General features: G+C 40.1%; 23 protein-coding genes. 19 read left to right on the plus strand and 4 right to left on the minus strand.

The features are described 5' to 3' along the window. Window positions 1-7: 7 nt before the first annotated feature. Both PODO_RS08825 and PODO_RS08830 read left to right on the plus strand, forming a co-directional pair. Window positions 8-1,318 carry an ABC transporter substrate-binding protein gene (locus tag PODO_RS08825; protein ID WP_036684033.1) on the plus strand — a complete coding sequence of 437 codons (1,311 nt, stop codon included), beginning with the start codon at window positions 8-10 and terminating at the stop codon, window positions 1,316-1,318. 131 nt (window positions 1,319-1,449) lie between these two features. Continuing rightward, window positions 1,450-3,531 (plus strand): glycoside hydrolase family 36 protein, encoded by a 2,082-nt coding sequence (locus PODO_RS08830; RefSeq protein WP_038574300.1) that lies wholly within the window; start codon window positions 1,450-1,452, stop codon window positions 3,529-3,531. A 76-nt stretch (window positions 3,532-3,607) separates the two neighbouring features. On the opposite strand, the gene PODO_RS08835 is transcribed toward PODO_RS08830, so the two are convergent. Continuing rightward, entirely contained in the window at window positions 3,608-4,372 is a 765-nt protein-coding gene (locus tag PODO_RS08835) for a sensor histidine kinase (RefSeq protein ID WP_169744752.1), read from the minus strand. Between the two features lie 23 nt (window positions 4,373-4,395). Continuing rightward, on the minus strand, window positions 4,396-5,151 hold the full coding sequence (locus PODO_RS08840; RefSeq protein WP_169744753.1) for a LytR/AlgR family response regulator transcription factor: 756 nt from the start codon (window positions 5,149-5,151) through the stop codon (window positions 4,396-4,398). 176 nt (window positions 5,152-5,327) lie between these two features. Here PODO_RS08840 and PODO_RS08845 point away from each other — a divergent pair, with 176 nt between their 5' ends. The 8 genes from PODO_RS08845 to PODO_RS08880 all read left to right on the plus strand — a co-directional run bounded on the left by PODO_RS08845 (window position 5,328) and on the right by PODO_RS08880 (window position 13,342). Further along, on the plus strand, window positions 5,328-7,055 hold the full coding sequence (locus tag PODO_RS08845; RefSeq protein WP_036684028.1) for an ABC transporter ATP-binding protein: 1,728 nt from the start codon (window positions 5,328-5,330) through the stop codon (window positions 7,053-7,055). A gap of 77 nt (window positions 7,056-7,132) precedes the next feature. Then, window positions 7,133-7,312, plus strand: coding sequence for a CLI_3235 family bacteriocin precursor (locus PODO_RS08850; protein ID WP_036684027.1), 180 nt, complete (start codon window positions 7,133-7,135; stop codon window positions 7,310-7,312). Window positions 7,313-7,352: 40 nt separating this feature from the next. Further along, window positions 7,353-8,810 carry a Cys-rich peptide radical SAM maturase CcpM gene (gene ccpM, locus PODO_RS08855; RefSeq protein WP_217904434.1) on the plus strand — a complete coding sequence of 486 codons (1,458 nt, stop codon included), beginning with the start codon at window positions 7,353-7,355 and terminating at the stop codon, window positions 8,808-8,810. After that, window positions 8,810-9,931 carry a TIGR04066 family peptide maturation system protein gene (locus tag PODO_RS08860; protein ID WP_080742447.1) on the plus strand — a complete coding sequence of 374 codons (1,122 nt, stop codon included), beginning with the start codon at window positions 8,810-8,812 and terminating at the stop codon, window positions 9,929-9,931. Before ccpM ends, PODO_RS08860 begins: the two co-directional genes overlap by 1 nt. Before the next feature lie 16 nt (window positions 9,932-9,947). Continuing rightward, window positions 9,948-10,232, plus strand: coding sequence for a hypothetical protein (locus PODO_RS08865; protein ID WP_036684022.1), 285 nt, complete (start codon window positions 9,948-9,950; stop codon window positions 10,230-10,232). A 1-nt stretch (window position 10,233) separates the two neighbouring features. Beyond that, the gene (locus PODO_RS08870) at window positions 10,234-10,869 is read left to right on the plus strand and encodes a DUF6033 family protein (RefSeq protein ID WP_036684019.1); all 636 of its coding nucleotides are present in this window, start codon (window positions 10,234-10,236) and stop codon (window positions 10,867-10,869) included. 93 nt (window positions 10,870-10,962) lie between these two features. Next, window positions 10,963-12,483, plus strand: a complete 1,521-nt coding sequence (locus PODO_RS08875) for a S8 family serine peptidase (RefSeq protein ID WP_080742448.1) — start codon at window positions 10,963-10,965, stop codon at window positions 12,481-12,483. Window positions 12,484-13,084: 601 nt separating this feature from the next. Then, a complete protein-coding gene (locus PODO_RS08880) occupies window positions 13,085-13,342 on the plus strand; it encodes an AbrB/MazE/SpoVT family DNA-binding domain-containing protein (RefSeq protein WP_036684015.1) in 258 nt (85 codons plus the stop codon). 105 nt (window positions 13,343-13,447) lie between these two features. Here the strand turns inward: PODO_RS08880 and PODO_RS08885 are convergent, their stop codons facing one another. Together PODO_RS08885 and PODO_RS08890 are read right to left on the minus strand one after the other, a co-directional pair. Then, complete coding sequence (locus PODO_RS08885; protein ID WP_036684013.1) at window positions 13,448-13,957, minus strand: PadR family transcriptional regulator; 510 nt, start codon at window positions 13,955-13,957, stop codon at window positions 13,448-13,450. A gap of 96 nt (window positions 13,958-14,053) precedes the next feature. Beyond that, window positions 14,054-15,217, minus strand: coding sequence for a YhgE/Pip domain-containing protein (locus PODO_RS08890; RefSeq protein WP_051491309.1), 1,164 nt, complete (start codon window positions 15,215-15,217; stop codon window positions 14,054-14,056). A gap of 193 nt (window positions 15,218-15,410) precedes the next feature. Between PODO_RS08890 and PODO_RS08895 the strand changes: the two genes are divergently transcribed. The 9 genes from PODO_RS08895 (at window position 15,411) to PODO_RS08935 (ending at window position 26,713) form a co-directional block, all read left to right on the plus strand. Then, window positions 15,411-16,136 (plus strand): HAD family hydrolase, encoded by a 726-nt coding sequence (locus PODO_RS08895; RefSeq protein ID WP_052096908.1) that lies wholly within the window; start codon window positions 15,411-15,413, stop codon window positions 16,134-16,136. Between the two features lie 268 nt (window positions 16,137-16,404). Then, entirely contained in the window at window positions 16,405-17,106 is a 702-nt protein-coding gene (locus PODO_RS08900; RefSeq protein ID WP_038569630.1) for a response regulator transcription factor, read from the plus strand. Between the two features lie 3 nt (window positions 17,107-17,109). After that, a complete protein-coding gene (locus PODO_RS08905) occupies window positions 17,110-18,525 on the plus strand; it encodes a sensor histidine kinase (protein ID WP_038569631.1) in 1,416 nt (471 codons plus the stop codon). Then, on the plus strand, window positions 18,522-19,670 hold the full coding sequence (locus tag PODO_RS08910) for a hypothetical protein (RefSeq protein ID WP_038569632.1): 1,149 nt from the start codon (window positions 18,522-18,524) through the stop codon (window positions 19,668-19,670). The genes PODO_RS08905 and PODO_RS08910 overlap by 4 nt, the downstream gene beginning before the upstream one ends. Before the next feature lie 164 nt (window positions 19,671-19,834). Further along, window positions 19,835-20,542, plus strand: a complete 708-nt coding sequence (locus tag PODO_RS08915) for an ABC transporter ATP-binding protein (RefSeq protein ID WP_052096909.1) — start codon at window positions 19,835-19,837, stop codon at window positions 20,540-20,542. Beyond that, complete coding sequence (locus PODO_RS08920; protein WP_038569633.1) at window positions 20,542-21,912, plus strand: ABC transporter permease; 1,371 nt, start codon at window positions 20,542-20,544, stop codon at window positions 21,910-21,912. The genes PODO_RS08915 and PODO_RS08920 overlap by 1 nt, the downstream gene beginning before the upstream one ends. Window positions 21,913-21,956: 44 nt before the next feature. Continuing rightward, the gene (locus PODO_RS08925; protein ID WP_038569634.1) at window positions 21,957-22,892 is read left to right on the plus strand and encodes a polysaccharide deacetylase family protein; all 936 of its coding nucleotides are present in this window, start codon (window positions 21,957-21,959) and stop codon (window positions 22,890-22,892) included. Window positions 22,893-22,968: 76 nt separating this feature from the next. Beyond that, window positions 22,969-25,560: a hypothetical protein gene (locus PODO_RS08930; RefSeq protein WP_038569635.1), complete on the plus strand. Its 2,592-nt coding sequence runs from the start codon at window positions 22,969-22,971 to the stop codon at window positions 25,558-25,560. 52 nt (window positions 25,561-25,612) lie between these two features. After that, complete coding sequence (locus tag PODO_RS08935) at window positions 25,613-26,713, plus strand: efflux RND transporter periplasmic adaptor subunit (protein WP_052096912.1); 1,101 nt, start codon at window positions 25,613-25,615, stop codon at window positions 26,711-26,713. Window positions 26,714-26,751 lie beyond the last annotated feature (38 nt).

Below are 26,751 nucleotides of genomic sequence, written 5' to 3' on the forward strand. Positions count from 1 at the left end.
CAACATCATGTTAAAAAGATTTATGGCTTTATCTGCGAGTCTGCTGCTCGTCGGCGGATTACTGGCGGGTTGCGGCGGAAACAACAATGCCGCTGACAATAGCGGAACAGGGAATACTCCTGCCACAGATTCTGGCAAGCCGGTCACGATTAATATGTTCACCGCATCACCCGAGTACACTGATGCTTTTAACGCTTATATTGCCGAGTACAAGAAAGTTAAACCGAATGTGACGATTAATCTGGAGATTATGCAGGCTGACTACAATACGGTGCTCAAATCGAAGATTGCTGCGGGAAGTACACCTGACGTATTCCAGACCACAGCGGGCGGAGATATTGATACCTTTGCGGAGTATAGTGCTGACCTAACTAATGAGCCACTGGCTGCGGCGATGACCGATGCAGTGCGTTCTAACATGAGTTCTACGGACGGTAAAGTGCTCGGTCTTCCGGTAAAAGGGAATCTATTTGTCCTGATGTACAATAAGAAACTGTTGGCTGATGCTGGGATTACAGAAGTTCCTAAGACAACAGCCCAAATGGACGATGCGATTACTAAGCTTGAAGCTAAAGGTATTACTCCTTTTGCCAACGCCTATAAAGAGTGGTGGGTATGGAAACATATCTTCCAACATTTCGTAGATGCGGCAGCCCAAGATGCGGGTACGGATGCTAAGACACTAGTAAATGATTTTATTGCCGGAAAAACCACGATCAAGGATCACCCGGTGCTGTACAATAACTTCTTCAGCTTCGTTGATACTACTGTTAAACATGGCACAGACAAACCGCTTGAACGGGACAGCAATGCTGAAGTCAGCGACTTTGCATCCGGCAAAACAGCGTTCATGACGGGTAAAGGCGCATGGGATGAAGAAGCCATTAAGAAAATCACACCTGACTTCGACCTGGGCATTATGGGTTACCCAGTCAGCGACAAGGCTGAACAGTCCCAGATCATTACGGGTGCGGATCAGGCCCTGCGTATCAATAAGGATTCTGCTGTAGCTGGTGAGACTATTGAGTTCTTCAACTGGCTGTATACTTCTGAATACGGTAAGAACTGGTTCTCTACAGTAGCAAAGGTTATTCCTCCAATTAAGGATGCTCCAATGCCTGACCTGCAAATGCCAAAAGAAATGGAAGAAATCCTCAAAACAGAGAAATCCGGCGACCTGTCCGTGAACTACTCTCTGGATACCTTCCACCAAAAATTTGGTGAGCTCATGCAGGCTTACATCGGCGGAAGCAAAACTAAGGATCAAGCCATCGATGAAATTCAAAAAGCTTGGATTCAATTCGGATCGGCAGAATAACTAGGTTGAGATCAGGGGGCGGGCTCCAAGGTAAGATTCACTTACTGGAGAACCGTCCCTTTTTTATATGTTATATAATCATAAGAAGATACTGAGACAAAGTCAGGAGGTACATTATTGTGAATAGCAAAATGATTGAAATCATTGAAAATGGACTATATCTTACGATTGAAGTTACGGAAGATCAAGATGTTCGGCTATTGCATTTTGGCGCGGCACCTTTGGAAGCAGCCATAGCGGATAAGAACAAGCAAGGCTTCCGGCTGCTGGAGCTGCAATTATCGGGCGAAGACCGCGCCGAATATCACGGGCGCACACACCGAGCATCCTATCCGGGTCTTCGGATGGTATATGCGGGACACAGCGATACAGTGAATGCGCTCGGGCGTAAATTGGAGCTTAGCTTGGCTGATCCGATTACAGGAATCCAGGCAGTGCAGCATTTTCAATTCTATAAGGGTGTGCAAATCGTTCGAAGCTGGTCAGTGTTAAATAATGCTGGAGAAGCTGAGGTGGCAGTGGAATACATCTCCTCCTTTGCTCTTACAGGTGTAGACAAAGAGGGGGGCAGGGAGCGCAATGATAAGATTGAAGTAACCCTTGCCCACAGCGGATGGCAGAGTGAACTTCAGTGGCGGACCTACCGGCTGCCTGAGCTCGGGATGTATCATTTGGCAGACCGTGGCTCCAAACGAATTGCCGCAAGCAATACAGGCTCTTGGTCAGCAGCGGAACTTCTGCCGATGGCGGTTTTGCATAATAAGGAGAGCGGGACAAGCCTGTTCTGGCAGATTGAGCATAACGGCTCTTGGCATTGGGAGCTGACGGATCAATACGATCAGCTTACACTACTGGTCAGCGGACCTACAGAACATGACAACCATTGGTGGCTGAAGCTAGCTCCCGGTGAAGAGTTTACTTCGGTGCCAGCAGCTGTGGGTGCTGTGCAGGGAGGATTTCAGAGCGCGGCAGAACAGCTTACGGTATATCGCCGGATGATCCGCAGACCTAATGAGGATAATGAGCTGCTGCGGATTATTTTTAATGACTATATGAATTGCCTATGGGGGAGCCCAACGACTAAGAAGCTACTGCCTTTAATTGATGCTGCCGCGGAAGTAGGTTGTGAATATTTCTGCATTGATGCTGGCTGGTATGCACCCGGAGAGTGGTGGGATGGTGTAGGCCAGTGGGAGCCTTCCAGCGATCGGTTTCCGGAAGGGATTAAATATGTGCTCGACTATATCCGCAGCAAAGGGATGATTCCCGGACTATGGCTTGAGCTGGAGGTTATGGGCATCAACAGCCCGAAGCTTGCGGAGACTGATGACAGCTGGTTTTTCATGCGGCATGGTAAAAGGGTTAAGGACCGTAGCCGCTATCAGCTAGATTACCGCAACCCGAAAGTCATTGATCATGCAAACGGTGTTATTGCGCGTCTGGTTGAGCAGTACGGTGTAGGATACATTAAAATGGATTACAACATCAATGCAGGCATTGGGACAGAAACGGATGCGGACAGCTTCGGAGACGGGCTGCTACAGCATAACCGCGCTTATCTGGCTTGGTTGGACAGCATCTTTGTTCGTTATCCGAACCTTGTCATCGAGAACTGTTCCAGTGGGGGAATGCGCATGGATTATGCGATGCTTAGCCGACACAGCATCCAGTCTACCAGCGACCAGGAGGATTATGTACAGTATGCGGCGATTGCCGCAGGTTCTCCGGCAGCACTGACACCGGAGCAGTCCGCAGTTTGGTCTTATCCGCTGCGCGAGGGGGACGATGAGGAAGTCATCTTCAATATGGTTAATGCGCTGTTGCTTCGTGTACACCAGAGCGGTCATTTGGCGGAGCTTGAACCCCACCGCAGGAAATTAGTTAAAGAAGCGCTGGATTATTACAAAACCATTCGCAGTGATATCCCACACGCCACGCCCTTCTGGCCGCTCGGCCTGCCTGACAGTGAGGGCGAATGGGTCAGCCTTGGCCTGCGGCGCGGCGAACGACGGTATGTTGCAGTATGGCGGATTGCCGGAGAAGCTGCAAATGTCCAATTGCCGATAGAAGAGCTGAAGGGACTTGAACCAGCGATCGACTGTGCCTATCCTCAGCAGCATAGTTCAACTTGGAATTGGGATCAATCGGCAGGGGTTTTGACGGTGGCACTCCCACCAGGAAAAACAGCGAGATTGTTTGAGATTACTTCGTAAAGCTTGCGGCGGGCCTGCTCCCCTTCAGTCTGCTGTTGGGGAGCGGCCGCTGTACTTGCTAGGGAAATAGTTTTTTTCACTGCCTTTCTAATTCGGTCAGGTTTGGCTTAGCTGCTGAAAGTATGTTTAGAAAAGGTAGTACAATGATTGTTTCGAATTCATTATTTTGAGCGTTAGTAACTAGATGACCTCCGTATTTTTCGGTGACACTTTGAATATTTGTTAAGCCGAATCCGTGAAAAGCGGGATTCTCTTTAAAATTATGCTGCACTATAGTGCTAGAATTGTTCCGTGAGTTGGTGACTTGGATAAACAATGAAGTATCGGTAGTGAAAATTAGCAGCTGAATAAATCTATCTTCTTTTTTTGGAACTCTTGCAGCGGCGTTTAGAGCATTATCCAGCACATTCCCGATCACGGTACATAAGTCAAACCGATCAATATCAATAGCTTCGGCGTGTATATGAATATCATACTTAATAGCAATTTTGTGTTCACAAGCAATATTTAGCGCGTTGCCAATTAAAGAATCAATTACCAAATTACCTGTTGATAGTTTGAGAGAAGGCTGATGAATTTGACCGAGCATTGAATTGATATGATGGATAGATTCCTGAATCTCATTGTTCTGAATACAATTCCGGACATATACCAAATGCTTGTTCGTATCATGGATAACTTGTTTGATGCTTGTAAGGGAATGTGTGGTTTTTTCATAGCTGATGTGTTGATAATCCATCTGTTTATGTAATTGCAGATTTTCTTTAGTCAGTTTGGTGTTTTCATTAATTTTACCGAATAAAAGGATGGTTTCTCTGATTAGCAGAATAAGCAACATCATGATGACCATTGATAGATAAAGAGTCATCCTCGTTCTTTGAATTGTGCAATCATATAATAGGCGTAGGCTTCTTTAACCTCTTTTGCCTGAGTACGGCCAATAGGAAACTGCTCTTGATTGTGCATGACTACGGAAGTAGCTGTAAACTTATGGACATGTTCCAGATTAACAATAACGGAACGATGAATAAGCATAAATGGACGGTTTAGTTTACTTATATATTCTGAAATTGTACCTGGAATTATGTAATGCTGCGTAGAGGTAATGATCTTTAGTCGGTTTTTAGCCAAGGAATGTTTGATTTTAACAATCGCAATAATGTCAGAATTTTTGATCACCATATGTCCATCTTCAGTTTTAATCATTAGAAACCTATTTACAGAAGAAATGATATAGCTACATAGCTTTATTATCTTTGCCTCAAAACACTCATAGTTTACTGGTTTAATCAAATAATGGTAGGGTTGCACATCAAAGCTGCTCATTACGTACTGCGGATAGTTTGTCAAGAATATAATTTGAACCTCCCGATCCGGAAGTGCACGGATTTTTTTTGCAACCTCGATTCCATTTAATCCTCTCAGTTCAATATCCATTAGAAGTATATGAAAAGGATAACTACTCTGTTGATTATAATAGTGAAGCAATTCCTCACCGGAGGTAAAATATTGAGTCTCGAAAGAGTAAGCCGTGCTTTTCATAAGTCTTGGGAGATATTCCTTTAGCAAATCGTGTTCCTTTTTCTCGTCATCGCATACGGCTATGCGTAACAAAGCCATCCCCCCCATAATTAAATTTGTTAATCTTCAGAGATACCAAAACCTGACACGAAACGTCATTCAGCCTCCTATTCCAACCATTAGCTACCAAATTACCCCAAATATTCTTTTATATGATATATTGATAGCGTTATCAATGTCAAACCGAAGCTTGAAAGTAGAAGAGGATATATTCTATGAATGATAAGGATACCCTTGAAAAACTTATCGGATTATTTAAAGCGCATAAAAAGAATTTATGTATTATTTTTCTGCTCTTAATATTTTCTACTTTGATTAGTTCCATTTTGCCGATGTTCAACAAAATTATTATTGATGAAGGATTTATGAAATCAGATGTTAGAACCATTATTTTAACGGCAATCTACATCTTTCTTTTGTCTATGTTCAGTAGCTTTTTAGATTTGCTCAAAGAAAAACGAAGAATAAAAATAGCTTCAAATATTATCTACTCCTTGCATAAAGCTGCATTTGATCGACTTATGAAAGTGAAAGTGAAATATTTCACTGATAAAAACTGCAGTGAAATTTTAAATCGCGTTAGCACCGATATATCGAATATTTCGCAAATAACGGATGGTAGCATGCTTTTTATTGTTAGTCAGTGTTTTAGTTTGGTAGGAGGAGTTATTGGACTTTTTATCATAAGTTGGGAACTTACACTTATTGTGCTTATTTTAATTCCTATAGAATATTTAATTTTGAAATCGTTTGCTAAAAAAAGAAAGTCTCTTGCGGAAAAATACATCACGAAGGATGGAGAATATTCGCATTGGTTTGAGGATAGTTTGAATGGTGTGAAGGAAACAAGGCTTTTTAATTTATTCATTTTCAAAGAAAAAGAATTTGCAGACAAGCAGAATCAAGTAATAACCTCCCATATGGGAATCAGTTTATTGGATAATTGGCGGATTACTGTGGAGAGATTTCTAATTGGAGGACTAGTTCTTCTAATATATGCTTCTGGATCGACGATGATATTAGATTCAAAGCTTTCGGTAGGAAGTATATTTGCATTTATTACCTATAGCGCTTATGTGACCACTCCTATCTCATCGATGTTGAATATTGGATACTTATTGTCGGGAATAATGCCTTCTGCCCGAAGGTATTATTCATTGCTCGAGGAAGAAATCGAAGCTTGTGATGTAGAATCCGCCAACATTGGTATGAAGCGACTCAACCCTTTTGGGAGCATTCAGTTTGAAAATGTAAGCTTTGCTTATGATACTGAACTGATCTTGTCAAATGTGAATTTCACGATTGGCAGCCATGAGAAAGTGGCCATTGTAGGAATGAATGGTTCGGGGAAGTCTACAATCCTAAATTTAATCCAGAGGTTTTACGAACCACTTGCAGGAAAAATTTTATTTGACGGAGTGGATATTAAGGCTATTAATTTGAATGAATATCGGGAATTAATTTCGACTGTTAGTCAAGAGATATATCTTTTTGACACAACCATCGAAAATAACATAAAACTTTACAGTGAAAACCATGAGGAGCAGTATAGACAGGCTATTGAGGCTACCCAATTATTAGAGAAGGATACAAGCCGGTTTGAGGATTATGTCGTAGGTTCTAATGGGAACAAGTTGTCCGGTGGACAAAAACAAAAAATCGCGATAGCCAGAGCATTAGTAAAAAGCAGGCCTATGGTGATTTTTGATGAAGCGACCTCCAACCTTGATCTTCACTCTGAACAAGCCATCAACCATCTATTAGATACAGCACTCAGTAACAATACAGTGATTATAGTCAGTCATAGGCCGGAAATTCTGAAGCATGTGGATAGAGTAATCTTTTTAGAAAAAGGCCAGGTCTCCGCTATTGGACTTCATGAGAAGTTGTCTTATACAAATGAAAGGTATCGGCTCATCACACAACAGCATCAATTCGTTTAATGGGTTTACCCTTCGAGTGATTTAAATATCAAATATTGATATTTAGATAAATACGATTTGAAAGGAGGAATAGGCATATGAAACAACTTGTAAAAAGAACAAATGCAAATTATGAAACGTTGGAGGCATATGCAGCTTGCAGTGCATGTCCTTGTTATGCATGTACATGCAATGCCAGCGGATCAAACAAAGCAGCCATGAAACAAGTAACCTATACTGGTAACTCCATGAAGATGACTGCTATTGGAATCGGGTAGTAAGTGCAATCTTAAGTATAGCTAAGAGCAGGATGGCTAAATGGCTTTATTAAAAAAGCTGTCCTGCTTCACTTTTAGAGTGGGGGGAGTTCAGGTGCCAGTATTTCATTTATTTGAAACGGTAACGGGAAAATATATGTTCGATGCGAATGCAAATACATTTCTTAAATTAAATGAAAGATCTTATCAGGCTTTGTTGAACTATAGAAATTCAAACTTTGAACAAGTGGAACCGGAGATTCAAAACTTATTTGATTCCGGTTTTTTGGCGGAGAAACAGGATTTTGAGATGATTCATCCCATGAGCGACTCTTTGCAGCACAATTTAAGCAGAAGCGTTGGCTCGATAACTTTGCAGGTCACGCAAAACTGTAATTTAAGATGCAGCTATTGCGCGTATTCAGGGAGCTACTTACACAGAGTACATACCAATAAGAGAATGAAAAAAGAGGTTGCTTTGAAAGCAATTAAGTTTTTGATTGAGCACTCCGTAGATTCTCCAATTATTAATATTGGATTTTATGGAGGAGAGCCCTTACTGGAAATGGACTTAATAAAAGCTTGTGTTGCTTATGCCAGAGAACAAAGTGCGGGCAAAGAACTAACGTTTAACCTTACTACAAACGCAACTTTAATTACCGACGAAACCTTAGAGTTCTTATCTTCTAATGATTTTAATTTAACGATCAGCCTGGACGGCGATGAAGTCGCGCATGATAGAAACCGAGTTTTTGCGGTAAATAATAAAGGCAGTTTTCAGACTATTATGGATAATATTGAAAATATCAAAAACAAAACACCAGACTATGTTGATAAAGTGATGTTCAATGCAGTAATTGATCCAAATTCAGATTTTAGCTGTTCCACAAACTTTTTTTCAAACTATGAGACCGTAAAAGACTTTGCTGTTATGGCAAGTGATATAGCAAGTAGCTACAAAAAAAGTGAGTCCTTAATCAATGACAGTTTTATCAAGATGTATAATTACGAAGTTTTCAAATTATTTCTTTATAAATTTGATAGGCTTAAGAAAAATGATGTATCCAAGCTGGTGATGGAAAGCTTTGATCAAATCCAGGAGAATGTCCATAACAGGCTTAGAATCTCTTTCTATGATGTAAAAAAAGACCATCATTCCGGACCGTGTGTTCCAGGAGTACAACGATTGTTTGTGAATGCTGACGGTGCTCTGTATCCCTGTGAAAGAGTTAGTGAAGCATCTAGTGTAATGAGGATTGGGCATATAGATACAGGCTTTGAATTGGATAATATCCGGAACATACTAAACATTGGAACAATAACGGAGAAAGAATGCAAAGAGTGCTGGGCCTTTAGATATTGCACTTCTTGTGCAATGGCCGCCGATGATATCAGTGAGTTTTCTGCTGCCAAAAAATTAAGTATCTGCAATAAAGTTAAAGAAAACACTGAGAGTTTGTTTAAAGATTATTGCGTACTAAGAGAGTTAGGCTACGACTTTGATAAAGAAAAAGTGTAATGGGGGAGACAATGGTGAAAAAAAGAGCAATTGTTTATCCATATCATGCAGATTTCGGTCCGGTCGTCAGATTCTCCAATTTACTGGGCAACTATGAGCTTGTTTCATTAATGGCACCTTTAGGTTTTGGACTGAATGAAAAAGATGCAGCGTACAGCTATTATGGTGAGGATGTGGGTATAAAAGTTAAAGATTCTTTTTCAGATGATGAATTTGATGTGTTAATGATTTGTGAATTTGAATGCAGTTTTGAAAAAGTGGTGTTCCCGACAATTATCAAAGCCGCAGAGATGGGGAAAGATATTGTTCTGCTTAACAGATGTGCTGATCATGAAGTTGAAATGGTAAAGAAGGTATGCCTGAAAAATAATGTGGAACTCACAAGTTTTTTTGGAATTGACATTGACAGAACGAAAGTAGAACTCGTTGAGAAAATACTGCTGGATATTAATGTTCCGATAATCTGCGTGGCGAGTCTTATGGAAAAATCCAATAAATTTGATGTTCAGCTTAGCCTAAGGGATTATTTCTTGAAAGAAGGGTACAAAGTAAGTCAAATTGGGACAAAATCTTATTGTGAGATTATGGGATTTCATTCTTTTCCTGATTTTATGTTTAATCATAAAGAAGCGGAGATAGATAAAATATTTCTTTTTAATCACTTCTGTAAATATATTGAATTGAACGAACGACCTGATGTAATGATTATCGGAATTCCAGGCGGGACAATGGTATATAATAATCTGTTTACCAATAGATTTGGTATTACTGCATTCGAGGCGGCTAGTGCAATCCATCCGGATGTCGGTATTATGAACTTGACCTATGATGATTTTAATGGAGAGTTTCTCGATAAGATATGTGTGTCAACAAAGCATAAATTAGGTTTTGATATTGATTGTTTTAATATGTCAAATCATAAATTTGATACGGGCAGAAGCAAACAGGATAAAGAATTGAAGTTTTTTACGGTTGATTCTAAGTTGGTTGATGAAAAAATTGCACAAATATCGCTAGAGTCAAAGGTTCCTCTGTTTAATTCGTTAAATGGGACAGACACTTTGAAATTAGCAGAATGCTGTGAAGCTCTATTGTTACAGGAAAATATGCAAATCGTATAAAAGAAGGGTGATATTTATGGATCTGGATCAAGTGCGTGAACAGATAAACGAAATATTATTCGACGTAATGGGAATGGACAAGATCAAGCTTAATGAAAACTACTTCTATGAAGATTTATTGGGCGAGGCGATGCAGTTCTCACCACGGGATTTGTTGGTTCTATTTGTACATATTGAGGAAAAACTAAAAATACAAATTCCGGAAACCGATATATTAAATGGATGCTTCAACAGCCTAGATCGAATTAATAATACAGTTTGCCGCATTCTACAGGAAAAAAGAATAAGGGAGTTGGTTTAAGTTGTTGAATGTAGCTTCACTCAGTAGCCTGAATCGTGCGGGGGCTGCAATGGTAATCCAGAAAAATAAGAGTTCAGAGATTTCATTTCAAGACGCGCTATCGACATCGAGTTCGGAAGCGGTTTTGACGGAATTGGAAAAAAAATTCGACATTAAAATCAACGTTCAAGCCATACCAAAGAACAATGAAGCAGTGAAAAGTGTATACTCTGGTAGTGTTGGCAAAGGGAATGTAACCATTGCTCCAAATATACTGAATCAGTCGGCAACAGATCCACAAATGCAAAAAAGGGTAGAAGCAATTATTCAGGATCATTTTGCTTCCAGCGCTAATGATAAACCCGGTGATGCCAGTGGCGTCATTATACATCCGGATGGAACAGCTACTTTTTGGGTGATTGGTGATTATTTAACACCTGCCGAGCGGGAGAAGATTAATAAAGAAGTAGAGGCAGAAAAAAAAAGAAAGGCGGAGCAGTTAGACTCGTTGAGTAAATTAAGTAGCAGCTCTAGCCTATCACAATTCGGGTTATTTATTGACAACTCCAATAATGGTGAAGAAGATAGCATGTATTTAAATAGTGTGCTACAAGCTAGTCTGGATTCGATGCTGCGGAAAAAGAACCTGTTTAATTAAATGATTAATCACTTTTTTAATCATGACTACCGCCTGGGTCAATGGATTTGTGACCAATGAGGCGGTTTTATTTTTGTCGATCTGTAAAAGGAGATGATGAACATCGAAGCTAAAGTGAAAATTGCCGTGATTGATGATGGTATCAACGAATATTTGCTAGGTGAACCGGTTGTTCAACAGTTGATCTTCAATGAAGATTTCACAATAGACGCTTATACAATAGACAGTCCCGAAAGAATAACTCACGGCACCATCTGCGCAGGCATAATTAAGCACTATTATCCGGAAATCTATATGTATAGCTTGAAGATATTGTCTGATACCTTAAGGGGAAATATCCAGAAGTTGTATAGTGCACTAGAATGGTGCGTTCAAAATGATATCCAAGTTGTAAATATCAGCTTGGGAAGCCATTGCTCAGCGGATTTATTAGAAACGCAGAGAGTTATAAACAAGGTTGCTGGTCAAGGCTTAGTTATTGTAAGTGCCGCAAGTAATCATGATTATATTACATATCCAGCTTCTTTTTCAAACGTTATAGGCGTTAAGAGAGAGGTAAGCAACACGCTGCACGAAGGGGAGTTTTATCTCAATGATAATATCATCGACGGTATAGAATTTACGGCTTTTGCTAGACATCATTTGAATGGTAAAGAGTGCAGCAACTCGAACAGCTTTGCCGCGCCCATGATTACAGCCAAAGTATGTGAACTCATTGGTAAATCTCACCTAACTAACTTGCAGCAAATAAAACTCATGTTGTCGAAAATGGCAAATAACTATAGGGACGATAAACACTTGTTTATTTGCTATGCTGACCCTGATTGGATAAGTGATATATTAGTATGCTATGTGAACGGAAAATGCAAATTGGACAATCGGAATCTTTGCGTTAACATACACGGTGAAATTGTCGTTCCCGCTGAGTCGGCTTATGATGCTGTTGATGCAGCCCTATTGGCTTACAATGAAAATATTGAGACTCTCGTTGTGATCAGCAGAGATCTTTACCCTGATGCTTATGTTGAATTACAGTGGATTGCTTCGAAATACAATAAAAATGTAGTGTTTATTGACAATTACCAAGGAAAAGATATGAACAAGATAGTTAACAATCAGTGTACTAACATTAAGTTATGGCATAGCTTATTCAAAATACACAACATTTACACACTTAACAGCACCCCGTTGCTGATCGAAGAGCCAATGGTTTCTATTTACATCCCTGCTGACACTGACTTTGAAGTTATTCTCTGGTTAAAAGGGCAATTTAAAAATAATAACTATAACAGTTATTTTGCATCGAATCACCCTATCGGAGTTTTATACGGAATAGACTATGTTCCTGAGACAAACTCAGCGCAGACATCTTCCTATTTTTCCTTAATTCTGAATAAGAAATCTTACGATATCGCGATATATGTCTTATATGGCTATGATATTTCGGATAAAATAGAAACGGATATTGAAATAGACATTGAACCATTAAACGGTTACTTTCAAGCAACTTTTGCTGTAAATGGCTTATGCCAGGAACGTATTATCAATATTAAACAGATTGATGAAACCTTTATCGGAGAACTTTATAATTCTATAGTTTATTTACTCTCTTAATGGGGGACAAAAATCATCAAACACTTAGAATACCCTGCATTAATAACTTCTTTGCTAGCCCCTCGTTAGTCGACTTCCGGATTCATCGTATTTACACTACAGTGATATCATCAGCCTTGTATTTACATGAGGATTCGATACACACACTACTCATAGCGAAATTATTATTCCAATGATAGATCCTATTTAAGTTTGACTTACTAAACATCTGGGTAAATGACGGAGTAGCGTTCTTGCTAGTTTTCGACAATTTCCTACTTGTGATTGCGGATAAGCGGAGTGACAAGATTTACAAATAGATTAACGAAGGTATTTTAGGGTAGAATTGTCATCAAGTAGGGTTACATTCTGGGTGGATTTCGACATTCCAGAGAAGCCCCTATTTTTTTGTGTTCTGACACGGCTTCATATCTTGGTGCTCAACAGATATCATACATTGTCGAAATTTTGTCGAATAATATCATATAATGTAGAAAAATAATTGACAGGAAATGAATAGAACTTTAGAATTAGGTAGTAGCGTAATCATTACTATCATATAGAAGCGTACATAGCTTTTAGCAAGAATGATTATAAATGTGACTTCAAGGGAGGATGTACGATGATGAAAGCAACAGGCATAGTAAGAAAAGTGGATGAATTGGGACGTATCGTAATTCCTATTGAACTGCGTAGAACAATGGGAATCGACATAAAAGACCCGCTCGAAATTTTTGTAGACGCTGAAAAGATTATCCTTAGAAAATATGAGCCAACTTGTATCTTCTCCGGAAGCTCAGAAAACCTGATCAATTTCAAAGGTAAAATGGTAAGCAAAGATGTTCTTGATGAACTTATTGCAAGCTTTGATAGAGCATAATCCATATACCACATATGATTCCAAAAAAAAGAACCGGTATTACAAGCACAAGATGTGCCTGTAATACCGGTTCTTTTTTTTATGGTGTACTTTCGAAAGCGGGTTTTATTTAGACTCTAGCACACTTTGGATTTTTTTGATAAAAGCATCATATTGTACGAGGCCTAGCTCCATGCACAACTTCTGGTAGGAAGATAACTTGTAATCTAGCTGGTTCAACTTCTGTTCCAGATCGTCGTACATTGCCTGCTTTTCTATCAATGCTTGCCGAAGCAGATTATCTATGTTCTCTTTGTCCGTCTTTTCCCCAAAATACAGGTGCATAAAAAAGTCAGAACGCAGAACATCTTTTTCGGCTGGTGATTGTAGATAAGCGTGGAACTGATCCAAGCCGGCAGAGGTAATGGTGAATACATTTTTGTCGGGTTTGCCTTCCTGTCGCACAGATTCTTTAGTGATCAGATTCAGCTTTTCCATCTTGCTTAGGGTAGGATAGATCGTGCCATAGCTGGCATCGAAGAAAAATGAGAAGTATTCCTCGAAATGTCGTTTTATCTCGTAACCAGAATGAGGTTTTTCGCTTAAAATCCCCAGAATAACATCTTGTATGTTCATAAATCATTGCCGCTCCTTTCTTTCACTTCCTACCATATCACAACTGCATATCGCTCTCAATTTGAAATGGCATAGCCGGAGTGGCAAACTGTATAATTACGCATTTACTGACACGGGCTCTTGTTCTCGTGAGATCCGAGTTTCTTTACGAAGGAAAGTGACAAGTACGCTTAATACAGCAATTGTTGCCCCAATACAGAGTAAATAGAACATATCTTTCCATACCCCGTTACCCCCGATAACCAGGTCGAGCATACCATTAACTGCATAGTAAGCGGGCGAAAAGGGACCGATCCAGTTATAAAAAGGTGAAAGCACATCGCGTGGAATAGTTGCTCCGGACGCTAACATTTGCATGGAGAGAAGGGCAATATTTAGCCAGCCGCCAGCATCCCCGAGGAGCAGCAGACTAAACTGAGCAAGGATCATACAGGAGAGAATTACCGTGAACTCGAACAGCCACATAAGCAGAAAGCCACGATTAGAGTGGATACCGAGTGAGTTAACCATGATAGTTCCCACTAGTGAGATAAGCACAGCCGTTCCACCCATTATGACAAATCGGGCTGCAAAGCGATTCCATTTACTAAATTGTCCAGACAAGTTGGAGGAAGCTTTATGGAGATTCATCGCGAGTAACATAGCACCGGTAAATGAGGCGGTAACGATCATTAAGGGAACCATAGTTTGTGCAAAATTAGTTGTAGGGTTAATGATTTCGACGTTGGCGGAAATGCGGCTGCTTGCAGCACTTTTGATGATCTCCGCTTGTGCCTGCGGCAGATTCATAGCATCCAAGGTGTGGCTTAGTGCTGAATTACTGCTTTGAGTGTTCATTGCAGCCGTGACTTTAAGTGCTACCGTCTGCATGACATTGCTGACCATCTGCGGATTAGATTCATTTAAGAAGTAGTGGAGTTCAGTCTTTGCAGATGGATTACTGATCTGTCCAGTGAACCCTTGGGGAATATTGATAATCATGCGGATTTCTCTATGCTCAAGTGCTTCTTTTGCATTTTCTAGTTGGAGATCCTGTCTGGTTACGAACTGAAGTGATCCTGCAATCCCATCGACTATAGGCTGGGCATTTGTACCATCCTCATTAACAATAGCAATGGGCAACTGATCTACCCGATCCGTTACATGATCGTACCCTGTAATCCAAATTAAGCTGAAAAAAACTTGGAACAACAGTGCAGTTATAATTCCAATGATGGTAGCAGGCTGCTTGAGGAAGCGTATGATTAATGGATTTGACATGGTTATTTCTCCTTTATATTTCAAGTTGTAATATTACAGATTGAAATATAGCACAACGAAATATAAACTGCAACAGAAAAAGTTAAGAGCATGGACATTACAAAGCGATTTCATATATCATAGGGCTTGTACTGGAAATATCGCACAGATGAATGTCTTACCTGAAGTAGAACAGAATGGGGAGGAACAACAGATGAGTAACGAAGTACAAGGAACGGAACAAAACGTGGTTCATGCGAAACTGAACAAGCCAGAAGCGATTGTATTTGATATGGATGGAACATTGTTCCAGACTGAAAGTCTTTTATTGCCTGCATATCATAAAATGTTCGATATTTTGCGGGAAGAGGGACTATACGTAGGACCTACACCACCAGAAGAACGTATTCTAGGCTGCTTAGGAATGTTGCTGGCAGACATTTGGAAGAATGTTATGCCTGAAGCAGATGAAGCCGTGCACCGCCGGGCGGATGAATTGCTCCTGCAGCTGGAGATTGAAGGGCTTGAAGCCGGAGGCACACTACTGTATCCACAGGTGGTTGAGACACTGACAGCGCTTAAAGAGCGCGGAGTGAAGCTGTTTGTGGCTAGCAACGGGCTGGAGGATTACATTCACAGCATCGTTGTGGTGCATGAGCTTAAGGAGTTGTTCGAAGGATTGTATAGTGCGGGTGGTCAAGGCACTGCGACAAAGACCGAGCTGCTACGCATTCTTTTGGATAATCATGGTATCAGCAGTGCTTGGATGGTTGGGGATCGTTCTTCTGATGTTCAGGCAGGTAAAGGAAATGGCCAGACCGTAATCGGTTGCGCCTATGCAGGCTTCGGACGTCAGGATGAGCTGAAGGGCTCTGATGTCATTATTACCTCCTTCGACGAATTGGTTGACTTATACGACAACGCAGCGATTAGTGAATAAGAACTTACGATGGGGAGTTTGCTAAGCTTGCGGGCAAGCACTTGTTCTTGATCAATCTAGTCAAAATCGTCTTTAGGACAGTAACCGCACTTTCTGCATCATGCAGTGAGGCGGTTATTTGTTTTTGTGGATCGCCCGTAGAGATGTATCCAAATTGTAACTTATGGATTTGTTGATCAAAGAATAAGTTGCAAAAAGAAATATCTGATAGAATAAATAAAATAAAAAGATGAGTTTGGATACTGTAATTAGGGAGATTAGCGCACTTATGAATCAGAAAACAATATTATTAATTGAAGATGAGGACCCTATACGTGATTTACTTTCATATTCCCTTCGCAAAGAAGGATTTGTTATCAGAGAAGCGGCTGCAGGAATAGAGGGTCTGGAGATCCTGAAGCAGTTCAAACCGGATTTGCTTTTACTGGACCTGATGTTGCCTGACATGAGCGGTTTTGATATTTGTAAACAAGTTTCTGTGAACTCAATAATCCCGGTTATTATGATAACCGCCAAATCCGATACTATAGATAAAGTTCTCGGCATGGAATTAGGAGCCGATGATTATATCACTAAGCCTTTTGATATTAGAGAAGTGATAGCCAGAATTCGAGCGATTTTCCGCAGAATCGATTTAATAGAAGTTTCTTTGGAGAAGCAAACCTCTGAAATTATTAATTTGGGGGCAGAGATACAGATTCATAAAGATAAAAGGGAAGTATTGAAAAGCGGAATGAAAATTGGACTCACGAATAAGGAATATGACCTCTTACTATTTTTTGCAGAGCATAAGGGGAGAGTATTCAGCAGATCAGACCTATTAGATAAGGTATGGGACTTTGATTTTGCTGGAGATACAAGAACTGTGGATATACATGTGCAAAGAATCCGCAAAAAATTGGATGAGGAGCACAGCTTATCCGTGATTGAAACGATATTCGGCATCGGGTATAAGCTAGTAGAGAGGTAGTATATGAAATTTCCAATTCAATTTAAAATTGTAGTAGTTTTTTCAATTGTCATTTTTGTGGGGCTTTCTGCAATGTTGTTTGTTTCCTATAGGGTTACAGAACAAAATATGTATCGAACCATTGATGGGGATATGATTAATGCGAAAACAAATCTGGACATTTACATTAATCAATATTTTTTAGTTCATAAAAAGAGAATGAGTAAAAAAACATTAGTCACGGAAAAAAGTAGACTTTCGCAAGAATTAACTGCTGGAATTGGCGGACCTGTAACAATTTCCTATATCAATGGGGACAAAAGTCAAGTTGAATCTACCTCACGCGCCCAAACTTCTTACACAATTAATAGAGTTGACCACAAAGTGATTGTTACTTTATCCTTCCCTATTCTGCAGAAGCAATCAACCATTGGTTTTTTGAATTATCAGAAAGATTACAGTCAGCTTTACCAAAGGAATGCACGTTTTCAATCGATCATCAAAATGTTTGCCGCCATTATTTTCAGCTTTATCTTTATTGCCTCTATCATCATCTCTAAAAAAATCACCAAACCGATCCGGGAGTTGACCGAAAGTTCCAATCAGGTTACTTTAGGGAATTTCGATATAGATATTTTAATTTCATCTAACGATGAGGTTGGCGAGTTAGCCCGCCGGTTTCAGATCATGATTAAACATATTAAAGATCAGATTGAAATTATTGAACAAGAAAGGGATGAGGTCAAGCAGGCTCAGACCCAAAGTAAAGTTTTTTTTGACAATGTCACGCATGAGCTAAAAACCCCGTTAACAACCATTCTCGGTTATGCACAGATTTTGAAAGATAACGGATTTACAGATTCCCCTTTTTTTGAAAAGGGAATCAACTATATTATTCGTGAAAGTCAACGCTTAAATCGGACGGTCGTTGACATCTTGGAGCTATCCCAATCGGCAACCTTGAGTACTACCTATCGCTTTGAGAAGGTGGACATTTCGGAAATAGCTAAAGAGGCATGTGAGGATATGCGAATTAAAGCTAGAAAATATAACATTAATATACATTTTCAGCTTCAAGAAGGATTGTTTGCTCTAGGAGACCGGGATAAACTGAAAGAGGTATTGTTGAATTTGTTGGACAATTCCATTAAATATGGGTACGTAAACTCTGCGATTTATGTAGAATCCTACAAGAATAAAGAAGAGGTAGTATTAAAGATCAAAGATGAGGGGAAGGGTATTCCGGAAGAGGATATTATCCATGTGTTTGAACCGTTTTACAGAGCAAAAAAGAACAGGCTCCAAGAGAAGGGAAGTGCAGGGCTTGGCTTAACCATTGTGAAGAATACTATCGATGATCATCACGGATCAATCAAACTGCAGAGTATTTTAAATGAGGGCACAGAAATTAAAGTCAGCTTGCCGGAGGATAAGAGATGAAGAAGGTGAGTTGGATGGGGAATTACCGACATTACATGATCTTAGGCCTGTTACTGCTTGTATTTATATTGGGTTTTTATGGACTTGGAAGTATCTATGTCCTAAGTAACATTAATTCCAGAACGGTGGTTTTAAATGATAGTCAGTTCAACACTAGTCTCATTTCAAGAAATCCTGAGGTTTTTGAGATTAAAGCTGTAACCAAGCTGACTAACAATTACCCGATATTTGATCTTCAAGTGCAAGATCACAATAAGATTATTCTTAATGTGCCAGACCACTCGTATACTGGTTTTAAAATAGGGATGTTACATCTGGATAATAATCAAATGTCTGTTATTGCGGAGAATGTTGAATATGAAATTACCTTAACGCCGGATGCAAAACAGCTAATCTATTCAAAGCTGGGAAGCGACGGAGAGAGCTTAGGAACTACTATGTACAGCCTGGAGTTGAATAAGGATCTGAAACAGTTGAAGGATAATAATTCCTACTCCAAGATTTTTGTTGATGATGAACGTTATTTGGGTCTCTCCGGTAGTGACATGATACTAACTAATATTTCGTCGGGAGAGGTTCAGCAGTTAATCACGTATGACCAACTACTAGAATTAGTGGGAACTGCCACTGGCTCCAGCAATCTGAACGAAATCACAATTAGATGGGATATTCTGCAGAAGTCAGGGCAAGAAAAGGTATGCTTTTTAGCGGAAATTAACAACGGCTACGGTATATTTGAAATGGACTTGAAGAATTTAAGTAAGGTGAAGTTAGTGGTCAAAGGTGAACAAAGTAATCAATTTTTAGTATTGAATAATGGCGATTTAGTGCTCCAAGGGAAAATAAATAATACTGATGGACTCTTTCTGTACAATCAAGGTACCAGTCAATTCAAGCTATTGAAGGAAGGGAACATAACGAATTATGCTTTGCAGTCCGATGAGAGTAGAATCGCTTACTTTATGCTGAACAGCAATCAAACAGGGGATGTGCATACTGCTTATTTGGAGAATGGGAGCTTGGATTCAGATACAGTGATATATCAAAACATTCATTCTGTACAAACGATGAAATGGCACGAAGATGATCTATTCGTTATCGGCAGCCAATTTAGTAAAAGCGAGATCTACCGATTTACATTTTAGAGATATCTTACTATAGACCAGCGCATATCTAGTTGCGCTGGTCTTATTTGTGTGCGGGAAGGAATGATTTACAACTTGGATACAAGTCTGCCAAAGACCGAAACAATCACTTTTTATAATGGAGATAATGAAACACAAGTCATTATATTAAGGGAGTTCTTAACATGCTTCGAGTAGAAAATTTATCACATGCTTTTAGGAACAGCACAGAGTTAGTGCCGGTTCTACATCAAGTCAGTTTTCGAGTGAAGCCGGGAGAGATGGTTGCACTGCTGGGGAGCTCAGGATCGGGCAAATCGACCATGTTAAATCTTATGGCAGGCTTAATGAAACCAACAGATGGTCAAATTTATATTGCGGATCAAGATATCGTCAAGATGAGTGAGAATAAGTTGGCCGAATTCCGGCGTGGACATATCGGTTTTGTTTTTCAATCCTATGAATTGATCGCCACAATGACGGTGCGTGAAAATGTAGAATTGCCCTTGGTTTTTCAATCGGTCCGTCCCTCCGTACGTAGAAAGAAGGCACTTACTCTACTTGAGGAAGTGGGGCTGCCGGAAAAATCCAATCTCTTCCCTTCACAACTATCAGGTGGACAGCAACAGCGTGTCAGTATTGCCAGGTCGCTTATTACAGAGCCTTCTATCATCTTTGCCGATGAACCTACCGGAAATTTGGATACCCAAACAGAGGAAGAGATCATAGGAATTCTGCAACGGCTAAATAAGGCAAGGAATACAACCTTCGTCATTGTAACGCATGAAGCTGAGGTTGCGGAACAAATGCAGAGTGTTATTACACTGCGGAACGGATATCTGATAACAGAACAAGGGGATTTGGAAGGAATGCCTGCAGGGAGGGGGGCTTAGTGCGAATTCAGGACATTTTAATCTTGGCCTGGGATCAAATCAAAAGACGTAAAGTAGTCACGGCATTGTGCGTGACAGGGATTTCAATAGGTTGTGCCTCTCTAATTGTCGCCATAAGTGTGGGTGAATCTGCACAGCAATATTCCTTAGATGAGATGAACAGGAACTTCAAGATGAATGAAATCACTGTTAAACCCAATGTAGGAATATCTACGAAAGGCAATGGCACTTCGAAAAAAGGAAATTTTGATCGAGGAAAGTTAAGCGAACAGAAGATAGAGCTTATTAAGAAGCTCCCGCATGTAACAGCAGTAGCTCCTTCAATGAAGGTTGAAAGCTTCGAGATGATCACGATAGATAATAAAATTAGCTACGTTGAAGTCATTGGCACGGATCTCCAATCACTTACCAGCTTTGACAACACCTTTGCACAGGGAGGACCTTCAGATGCGGATGGCACTGTTGTATTAAATTACGGGGCTACTATTGGCTTGATGGATAATGAAACGGTCAATAAGATGATGCAGCGGTTACAAGAAGATCCTTACAATGATAGTTTATTACAACAGTTTAATTTACTGAACATGAAGTCTTCGAAATTATATCAGCAGCAAATTCAATATCGGTATTATAACGCAGAGTTACAACAGAACACCCTCAGTTCTTCTCTTCGCGTCACTGGGATTCTAAAACAGCCTACGGGAATCCGGCAGGAGGAAGCGGCTTATGATAAAAAAGCATATGTTTCATTGGGGACTGCGCAATTGCTTTTAGAAGAGTTTGGTTTGAAAGGAGAGACTACAGATACACAAGGCTATGATTCAATATTGGTTAAGGTAGACAGTCAGGATAATGTTGCAGGAGTAGAAGGTCAAATTAAAAAGCTGATTTTGTCTACAGAAACAAACTTACATCATCAAGTCGAAGTGAATAAGAAGTTCAACATGATTAAAAAGACGGCCCTCGGCATTGGTTTGTTCGTTCTGGTGATTGCTTCTATCTCTATCATTGTAGCAATGACCATGTCCACCCATCAACGGCGCAGGCAGATTGGTATTATGAAGGTTCTGGGCTCTAATTTATGGCAAATACGTAATATGTTTATCGCCGAGGCTGCATTGCTGGGATTACTTGGCGGGGGCATCGGAGTGTTGATTTCTTATTTAACGATATCTGGAGTAAATAAGTTGCTAGCAACAACCTCTATTATCCCCCTAGGAGAGTCGACGGCGGGAATGGTGATTTCTATCTCTTTAAAAAATATCCCGCTAGGTATTTCATTTGCAGTAATGACAGGTGTTCTATCTGGGATATATCCGGCAATTAGTGCTTCCAATACTAATGCTCTAGTAGCGATTAAGAAAGACTAGGCTTTACAGAAACTTAATAAGTCAACAACGAGGTGAATAAGCCGATGTCAGAGTATAAGGATTTTGCACATGATAAAAAAAGAAGACAACGTATAAAGAGAAACCGGAGAGGATTACTGTTTATTGTGATTTTGCTGTGTATATTTGGTTTTAACACCATGATTGTGAAGAAGCCAGTGGTTGACAAACATGTGAAGCGGATTTCTATAGCAAATAAAGAAGAAATGACAGTAGTCCAAACGGTTTCAGAAGATGTGGTGGCTTCATCCATAAAATATGAAGTTGAAGACATAGTCTTTGTAGAAAAGTATTTGAAGCAACAAATTTCAGGGGACATGCCTGAAGGGGCAAATGGAGAGAAAATTGCTTATTTATCATTTGATGATGGGCCCTCCGAAACCGTAACTCCAAAAATACTTGATGTTCTACAGGAAGCAAAGGTACCAGCAACTTTTTTTGTGCTGGGCAAGGAAGTAGATAAAAGTGATGTTACTAAAAATTTAATTAAAAGAATGATTGAAGAAGGACATGCTGTAGCCAATCATTCATATTCCCATAACTATGAGTATTTGTATCCTAATAAGAAGGTAAATCTAGCACATTTTATGAATGACATTGAGAAGACTAACAACTCTTTAAAAAGGGTATTAGGAGAAGATTTTGCCATCAGGGCAGTCAGATATCCTGGCGGCCATATGACATGGGTTAGAAATGATCCCAGAGGTGTGGCTTCATTGGATGAAGCCCTAAATGCCAAGGGTTTCCATTACGTAGATTGGAATGTATTGCCGAAAGATGCAGAAGGTGCACCCAAGAAAGCAGCAGAATTGATGCACGAATTCACAAAAACAGTAGCAGGTAGAGAAAAAGCAGTGATTTTAATGCACGACACATATGGCAAGGAAGAAACCGCAAAGGCCTTACCGGAAATGATAAAGTATCTGAAAGATCATGACTATAAATTCAGGACAATGAAATAACGGCAATGATTAAAGCTGATGATCTGTTGTCATTTAGTTTTAGTATTAAATTTGTGAAGATTTTGAGGAGGAAACCATGAGATTGCATAAAGGAAAATATATTGTTCTGTTAATAAGTACTTTTCTTATCAGTCAATTGTCTGTATTTACTATTTGGGCAGCACCAGCATCAGTAGGTAGTGATAGTATAAAAATGTCCGTAGTAGCAAGTGCTATAGCAAAGAATCTGGGATCCATCCAATTGGATGACAATGTTAAAGCTAGTTTAGAGGATGTTAGTATTTGGCCTCAGGCAAGTGGAAATATTTTGACTTACACTCTGAACTATTCCAACTCAGGTAATAGAGCCGCTAATCTGATACATTATTTTTCGCGGGTGGTTACATCCGGAGGATCTGTCATTCCAGGCAACCCGGTTACAGCAGATGCGCTTAAGAATAAAGTAGTTTCCAAACAAACTGAACGTGTAACATATTACGTGAATATTGGGAAAATAAACTCACTTAAGCGTCTGAAAATCTCAATGTATGTATGGGCTCCCCAAAGCAAGGGTTACCTGAAATATACCGGGTCTCTCAGTATTCCGGCTGATTACTCTCCAACTGCAATTAGCGGACAAAGAGAGAATAGTTTTATTAATAACATTCCAGTGTCTATAGCCTCTGAATCTCTACAGATCTACAAATATGGTGGCAAAGTTTACGCAAAAGTGGGCATCAACTTCATTAACCAGGGAAACAAGGTATTTATGGACCCCGGTTATACTGCATATCTGATGTCGGCAGAAGGAACTGCATTTGAGCTTGCAATCGACAACTCACTGGCGGGATATAAAATTCAGCCTAGAGAGAAAAAAACTATTTATTACCTAAGTGAAATTCCGCCGTACATAAAGACCGATAACATGAAGGTGCAATACGTCCAAAAGGATGAGACATTAAAATTGGAGCTGCCTAAAGGTTCTTACAAGCTGCCCGCGGCTAAAATTCCTGATTTAAATGTAGGTAAAGGGGTTATCAAAAAAATTGGCATCAATAGTAATACTATCGAATTGCAGTTGACTACTGCAAATGTTTACTCGGAGAATAATACAGGAATATGGACCTTCCAGCTGCGGCTCAAAAATGCAGGAAAGCAAGCCGTTATTCTACCTTCCTATGAACTTTTTGTCAGAACCGCAGCAGGCATAACCTTTCCGATTAGTGCGAAGGGGCTAGGTGGAGCCAGCCTGAAACCTCTGGAAGAAAAAGTGGTACAACTTACTGCCCAGGTTCCACTTGAGGTGGAGCAAAACTCACTGAAACTGCAGATGATAGAAGCGGTCATCCCGGATAGCACCGAGGAAGTGGCGGGGTCTCCAGGAACTACTCAAAATCCTGTAAGTTCCACAAGCACTCCGGCAAAGACAGCCAAACTGACCATCCCTGTCGCGTATTTCGAAATTCCCTATACACTACGCGCTGACACACACAAGGGGCTGGATTACCAGACAACCAACCAATTTGGCGCATTTAGTTATAATCTGCTCTCCTTACAGCGTTTTCCCTGGAAAGATGATGATATCCTTATCGCCAAGATGAAGATTATTAATACGCAATCGGTTAACCTTTCACTCCCAGAAATTAAGGGTGCTTTAAAGGTGGATAACAATGATTTGGCAGATTCAACGGAGTTGTTCATAGACAAAGAATCGTCCAGTGTTGCCCCGGGAAAAAGCGCAGAAATTTACGTGTTAAGTAAAATTCCGTATACGACCAATTTCAGAACGACGCGCGTAAATCTATACTCCACTGTAAAGGAAGAAAAAATCCCGTTCCTCTCACTAAGCACGAGTAATGTGACGGATGCGGTTAATAAGATAGAACGCGGAGGTAGCTATGTAGTTGTGGGAAAAGGGAAAAATGCCACAATTAAGGAGAACAAGACGGTAGTTTATAATGGAGTGAACGCCAATATTGTCTACAGTGAATTATTCCTGAACAGTGAGGAAAAGAGACAAAGTAAGATGGCTAGGCTTCAGGCCTATTATAAAACCCCAGATGGTCAATTTTATGAAGCCACTGCCAACCAGCCGGATACGCCAGCCACTCCTGGGGGAAAGCAGTTAATTACTTTTTTTGCGAAACTGCCTAAATCAGTAGACGCATCCGGGGTCACGCTTTACCTTGGACCTGGCATCACCGGGAACAAGCTCTCGGAGGCGGGTCAGGAATCGGATGGATTCATCAATATCTCTGCTTTGGAGCTTAATATGGTAGCAGTTACACCGGATAATAATCTTTCGAACGTTACCTTATACCCATACACATGGTCCGTTACGAAATCAGACGGCCATAATGTTCGCGGCAGTGACACTATTAACATTGAAATGAATTACAGTCTGGTACGTAACTTTAACTATGAGGTAGGGACATTCAATCATAAGCTTGTTATTAAAATGACGGATCCTTTCGGACAGTCGCAAGAGAAAAGTCTCGTATTAGGTACGGATCTGACGGAAGGTAACAATCATACAATTTCTTTATCCTTTACTAACAACATGTACAAAAAGATGGTCGGAGGCACCTATGCAATTACGCTGTATGATGAATTTCAAGGAGAGCGGATCGAGTTGGCTCATCAAGCGTATTCCTTGAAGATTGAACGATTACCAACTAGTGAAAAGTAGTATCAAAGTACCACTGAGCAGTTTATGTTACGTGTGGAAGGAAGCCAAATAGATGAAGAATAGCATAAAGAGAATTAAAAAGTGGGTTATTATTATAACAATTATTGTTGTCGCAGGTTACTTTTTGAATGCAAAGTTCTTTAACAAGGTAGAAGAGGTAGTGAGCGAGGTGCCTAGTGAGCTCATAACTTTTCCGGTCACTCAAGAGACGATTACTCAATCTGTACAAGTTAAAGGAACATCCAAGTATGAACATGAAACCCTCGTATATGCTCCATTTGCTTCTAAGGTAACACACTGGAATGTGAAAAATGGAGATCAAGTGAAGAAGGGAGCATTGCTATTTACTCTCGATACAAGTGCTCTTAAGAATGAGATCGCACTCCAAGAGGCGACCAACCGCAAGGCGAAGCTGGAAGCTGAATTAAATTCATTTGTTAGTCAGCAAAATGATGAGGCGATCCCCGTTGGCACGTCGGAAGCTGAACGGCTAAAGAGCTTGGCTACACAGGAGACGGGTCGAATAGGCGAAGATTTAAATAAGGTAAATGCAGATATTTCAGCAGGAGAGATAGCAGGCAAGAAAAAGAAGATCCAATCTGCGAGTTATCAGGCCCCATCCTCAGGAATTTTTTTATTCGAAAGCAATAGTGAACCTCCTCAATTAGTTACGGATAATCAGTATATCGGGAAAATTGTGAATTTGGATAAACTGCAGTTCATAGCTACTGTGGGAGAACAGGAAGTGTTTCGTATTAAGACTGGTATGAAGGTGGCCGTTAAAATGACAGCCTCTAAGGATGTTAGATTGTCCGGTAAAGTAGAGAAAATTTCTAAATTTGCAATGGCTACCTCAAGTAAAGAAACGGCTTCTACTCAACCCCCTCAGTTCGAAGTAGTCATTTCACTTGAATCGAATGAGATTTTGATTGGAGGTCTAAGCTTAAACGGTGAAATTGAGACTATTCATAAAGAAAATGTCACAGTGCTTTCTAGCATTGCCGTCATACATGAAGGAGATTTATCTTATGTTATGGTGGATAAAGGTAACGGGAATATTGAACGAAAAGAAATAAAAATTGGATTGGAGACCTCTGATAAAGTTGAAGTGCTGTCAGGACTGAAAGCTGGAGATGAAGTAGTTCTTCAGTAGCTAGCCTTATTATATTTAGGTGGGTGAAACAAATGATA

Source organism: Paenibacillus odorifer (genome assembly GCF_000758725.1).
GTDB lineage: Bacteria > Bacillota > Bacilli > Paenibacillales > Paenibacillaceae > Paenibacillus_AQ > Paenibacillus_AQ odorifer.

Excerpts from the sequence above, each read along its gene's own strand:
- PODO_RS08825 (WP_036684033.1), top strand. The coding sequence starts at position 8 with ATGTTAAAAAGATTTATGGCTTTATCTGCGAGTCTGCTGCTCGTCGGC.
- PODO_RS08830 (WP_038574300.1), top strand. The coding sequence starts at position 1,450 with ATGATTGAAATCATTGAAAATGGACTATATCTTACGATTGAAGTTACG.
- PODO_RS08835 (WP_169744752.1), bottom strand. The coding sequence starts at position 4,372 with ATGATGTTGCTTATTCTGCTAATCAGAGAAACCATCCTTTTATTCGGT.
- PODO_RS08840 (WP_169744753.1), bottom strand. The coding sequence starts at position 5,151 with ATGGCTTTGTTACGCATAGCCGTATGCGATGACGAGAAAAAGGAACAC.
- PODO_RS08845 (WP_036684028.1), top strand. The coding sequence starts at position 5,328 with ATGAATGATAAGGATACCCTTGAAAAACTTATCGGATTATTTAAAGCG.
- PODO_RS08850 (WP_036684027.1), top strand. The coding sequence starts at position 7,133 with ATGAAACAACTTGTAAAAAGAACAAATGCAAATTATGAAACGTTGGAG.
- ccpM (WP_217904434.1), top strand. The coding sequence starts at position 7,353 with ATGGCTTTATTAAAAAAGCTGTCCTGCTTCACTTTTAGAGTGGGGGGA.
- PODO_RS08860 (WP_080742447.1), top strand. The coding sequence starts at position 8,810 with ATGGGGGAGACAATGGTGAAAAAAAGAGCAATTGTTTATCCATATCAT.
- PODO_RS08865 (WP_036684022.1), top strand. The coding sequence starts at position 9,948 with ATGGATCTGGATCAAGTGCGTGAACAGATAAACGAAATATTATTCGAC.
- PODO_RS08875 (WP_080742448.1), top strand. The coding sequence starts at position 10,963 with ATGATGAACATCGAAGCTAAAGTGAAAATTGCCGTGATTGATGATGGT.
- PODO_RS08880 (WP_036684015.1), top strand. The coding sequence starts at position 13,085 with ATGATGAAAGCAACAGGCATAGTAAGAAAAGTGGATGAATTGGGACGT.
- PODO_RS08885 (WP_036684013.1), bottom strand. The coding sequence starts at position 13,957 with ATGAACATACAAGATGTTATTCTGGGGATTTTAAGCGAAAAACCTCAT.
- PODO_RS08890 (WP_051491309.1), bottom strand. The coding sequence starts at position 15,217 with ATGTCAAATCCATTAATCATACGCTTCCTCAAGCAGCCTGCTACCATC.
- PODO_RS08895 (WP_052096908.1), top strand. The coding sequence starts at position 15,411 with ATGAGTAACGAAGTACAAGGAACGGAACAAAACGTGGTTCATGCGAAA.
- PODO_RS08900 (WP_038569630.1), top strand. The coding sequence starts at position 16,405 with ATGAATCAGAAAACAATATTATTAATTGAAGATGAGGACCCTATACGT.
- PODO_RS08905 (WP_038569631.1), top strand. The coding sequence starts at position 17,110 with ATGAAATTTCCAATTCAATTTAAAATTGTAGTAGTTTTTTCAATTGTC.
- PODO_RS08910 (WP_038569632.1), top strand. The coding sequence starts at position 18,522 with ATGAAGAAGGTGAGTTGGATGGGGAATTACCGACATTACATGATCTTA.
- PODO_RS08915 (WP_052096909.1), top strand. The coding sequence starts at position 19,835 with ATGCTTCGAGTAGAAAATTTATCACATGCTTTTAGGAACAGCACAGAG.
- PODO_RS08925 (WP_038569634.1), top strand. The coding sequence starts at position 21,957 with ATGTCAGAGTATAAGGATTTTGCACATGATAAAAAAAGAAGACAACGT.
- PODO_RS08930 (WP_038569635.1), top strand. The coding sequence starts at position 22,969 with ATGAGATTGCATAAAGGAAAATATATTGTTCTGTTAATAAGTACTTTT.
- PODO_RS08935 (WP_052096912.1), top strand. The coding sequence starts at position 25,613 with ATGAAGAATAGCATAAAGAGAATTAAAAAGTGGGTTATTATTATAACA.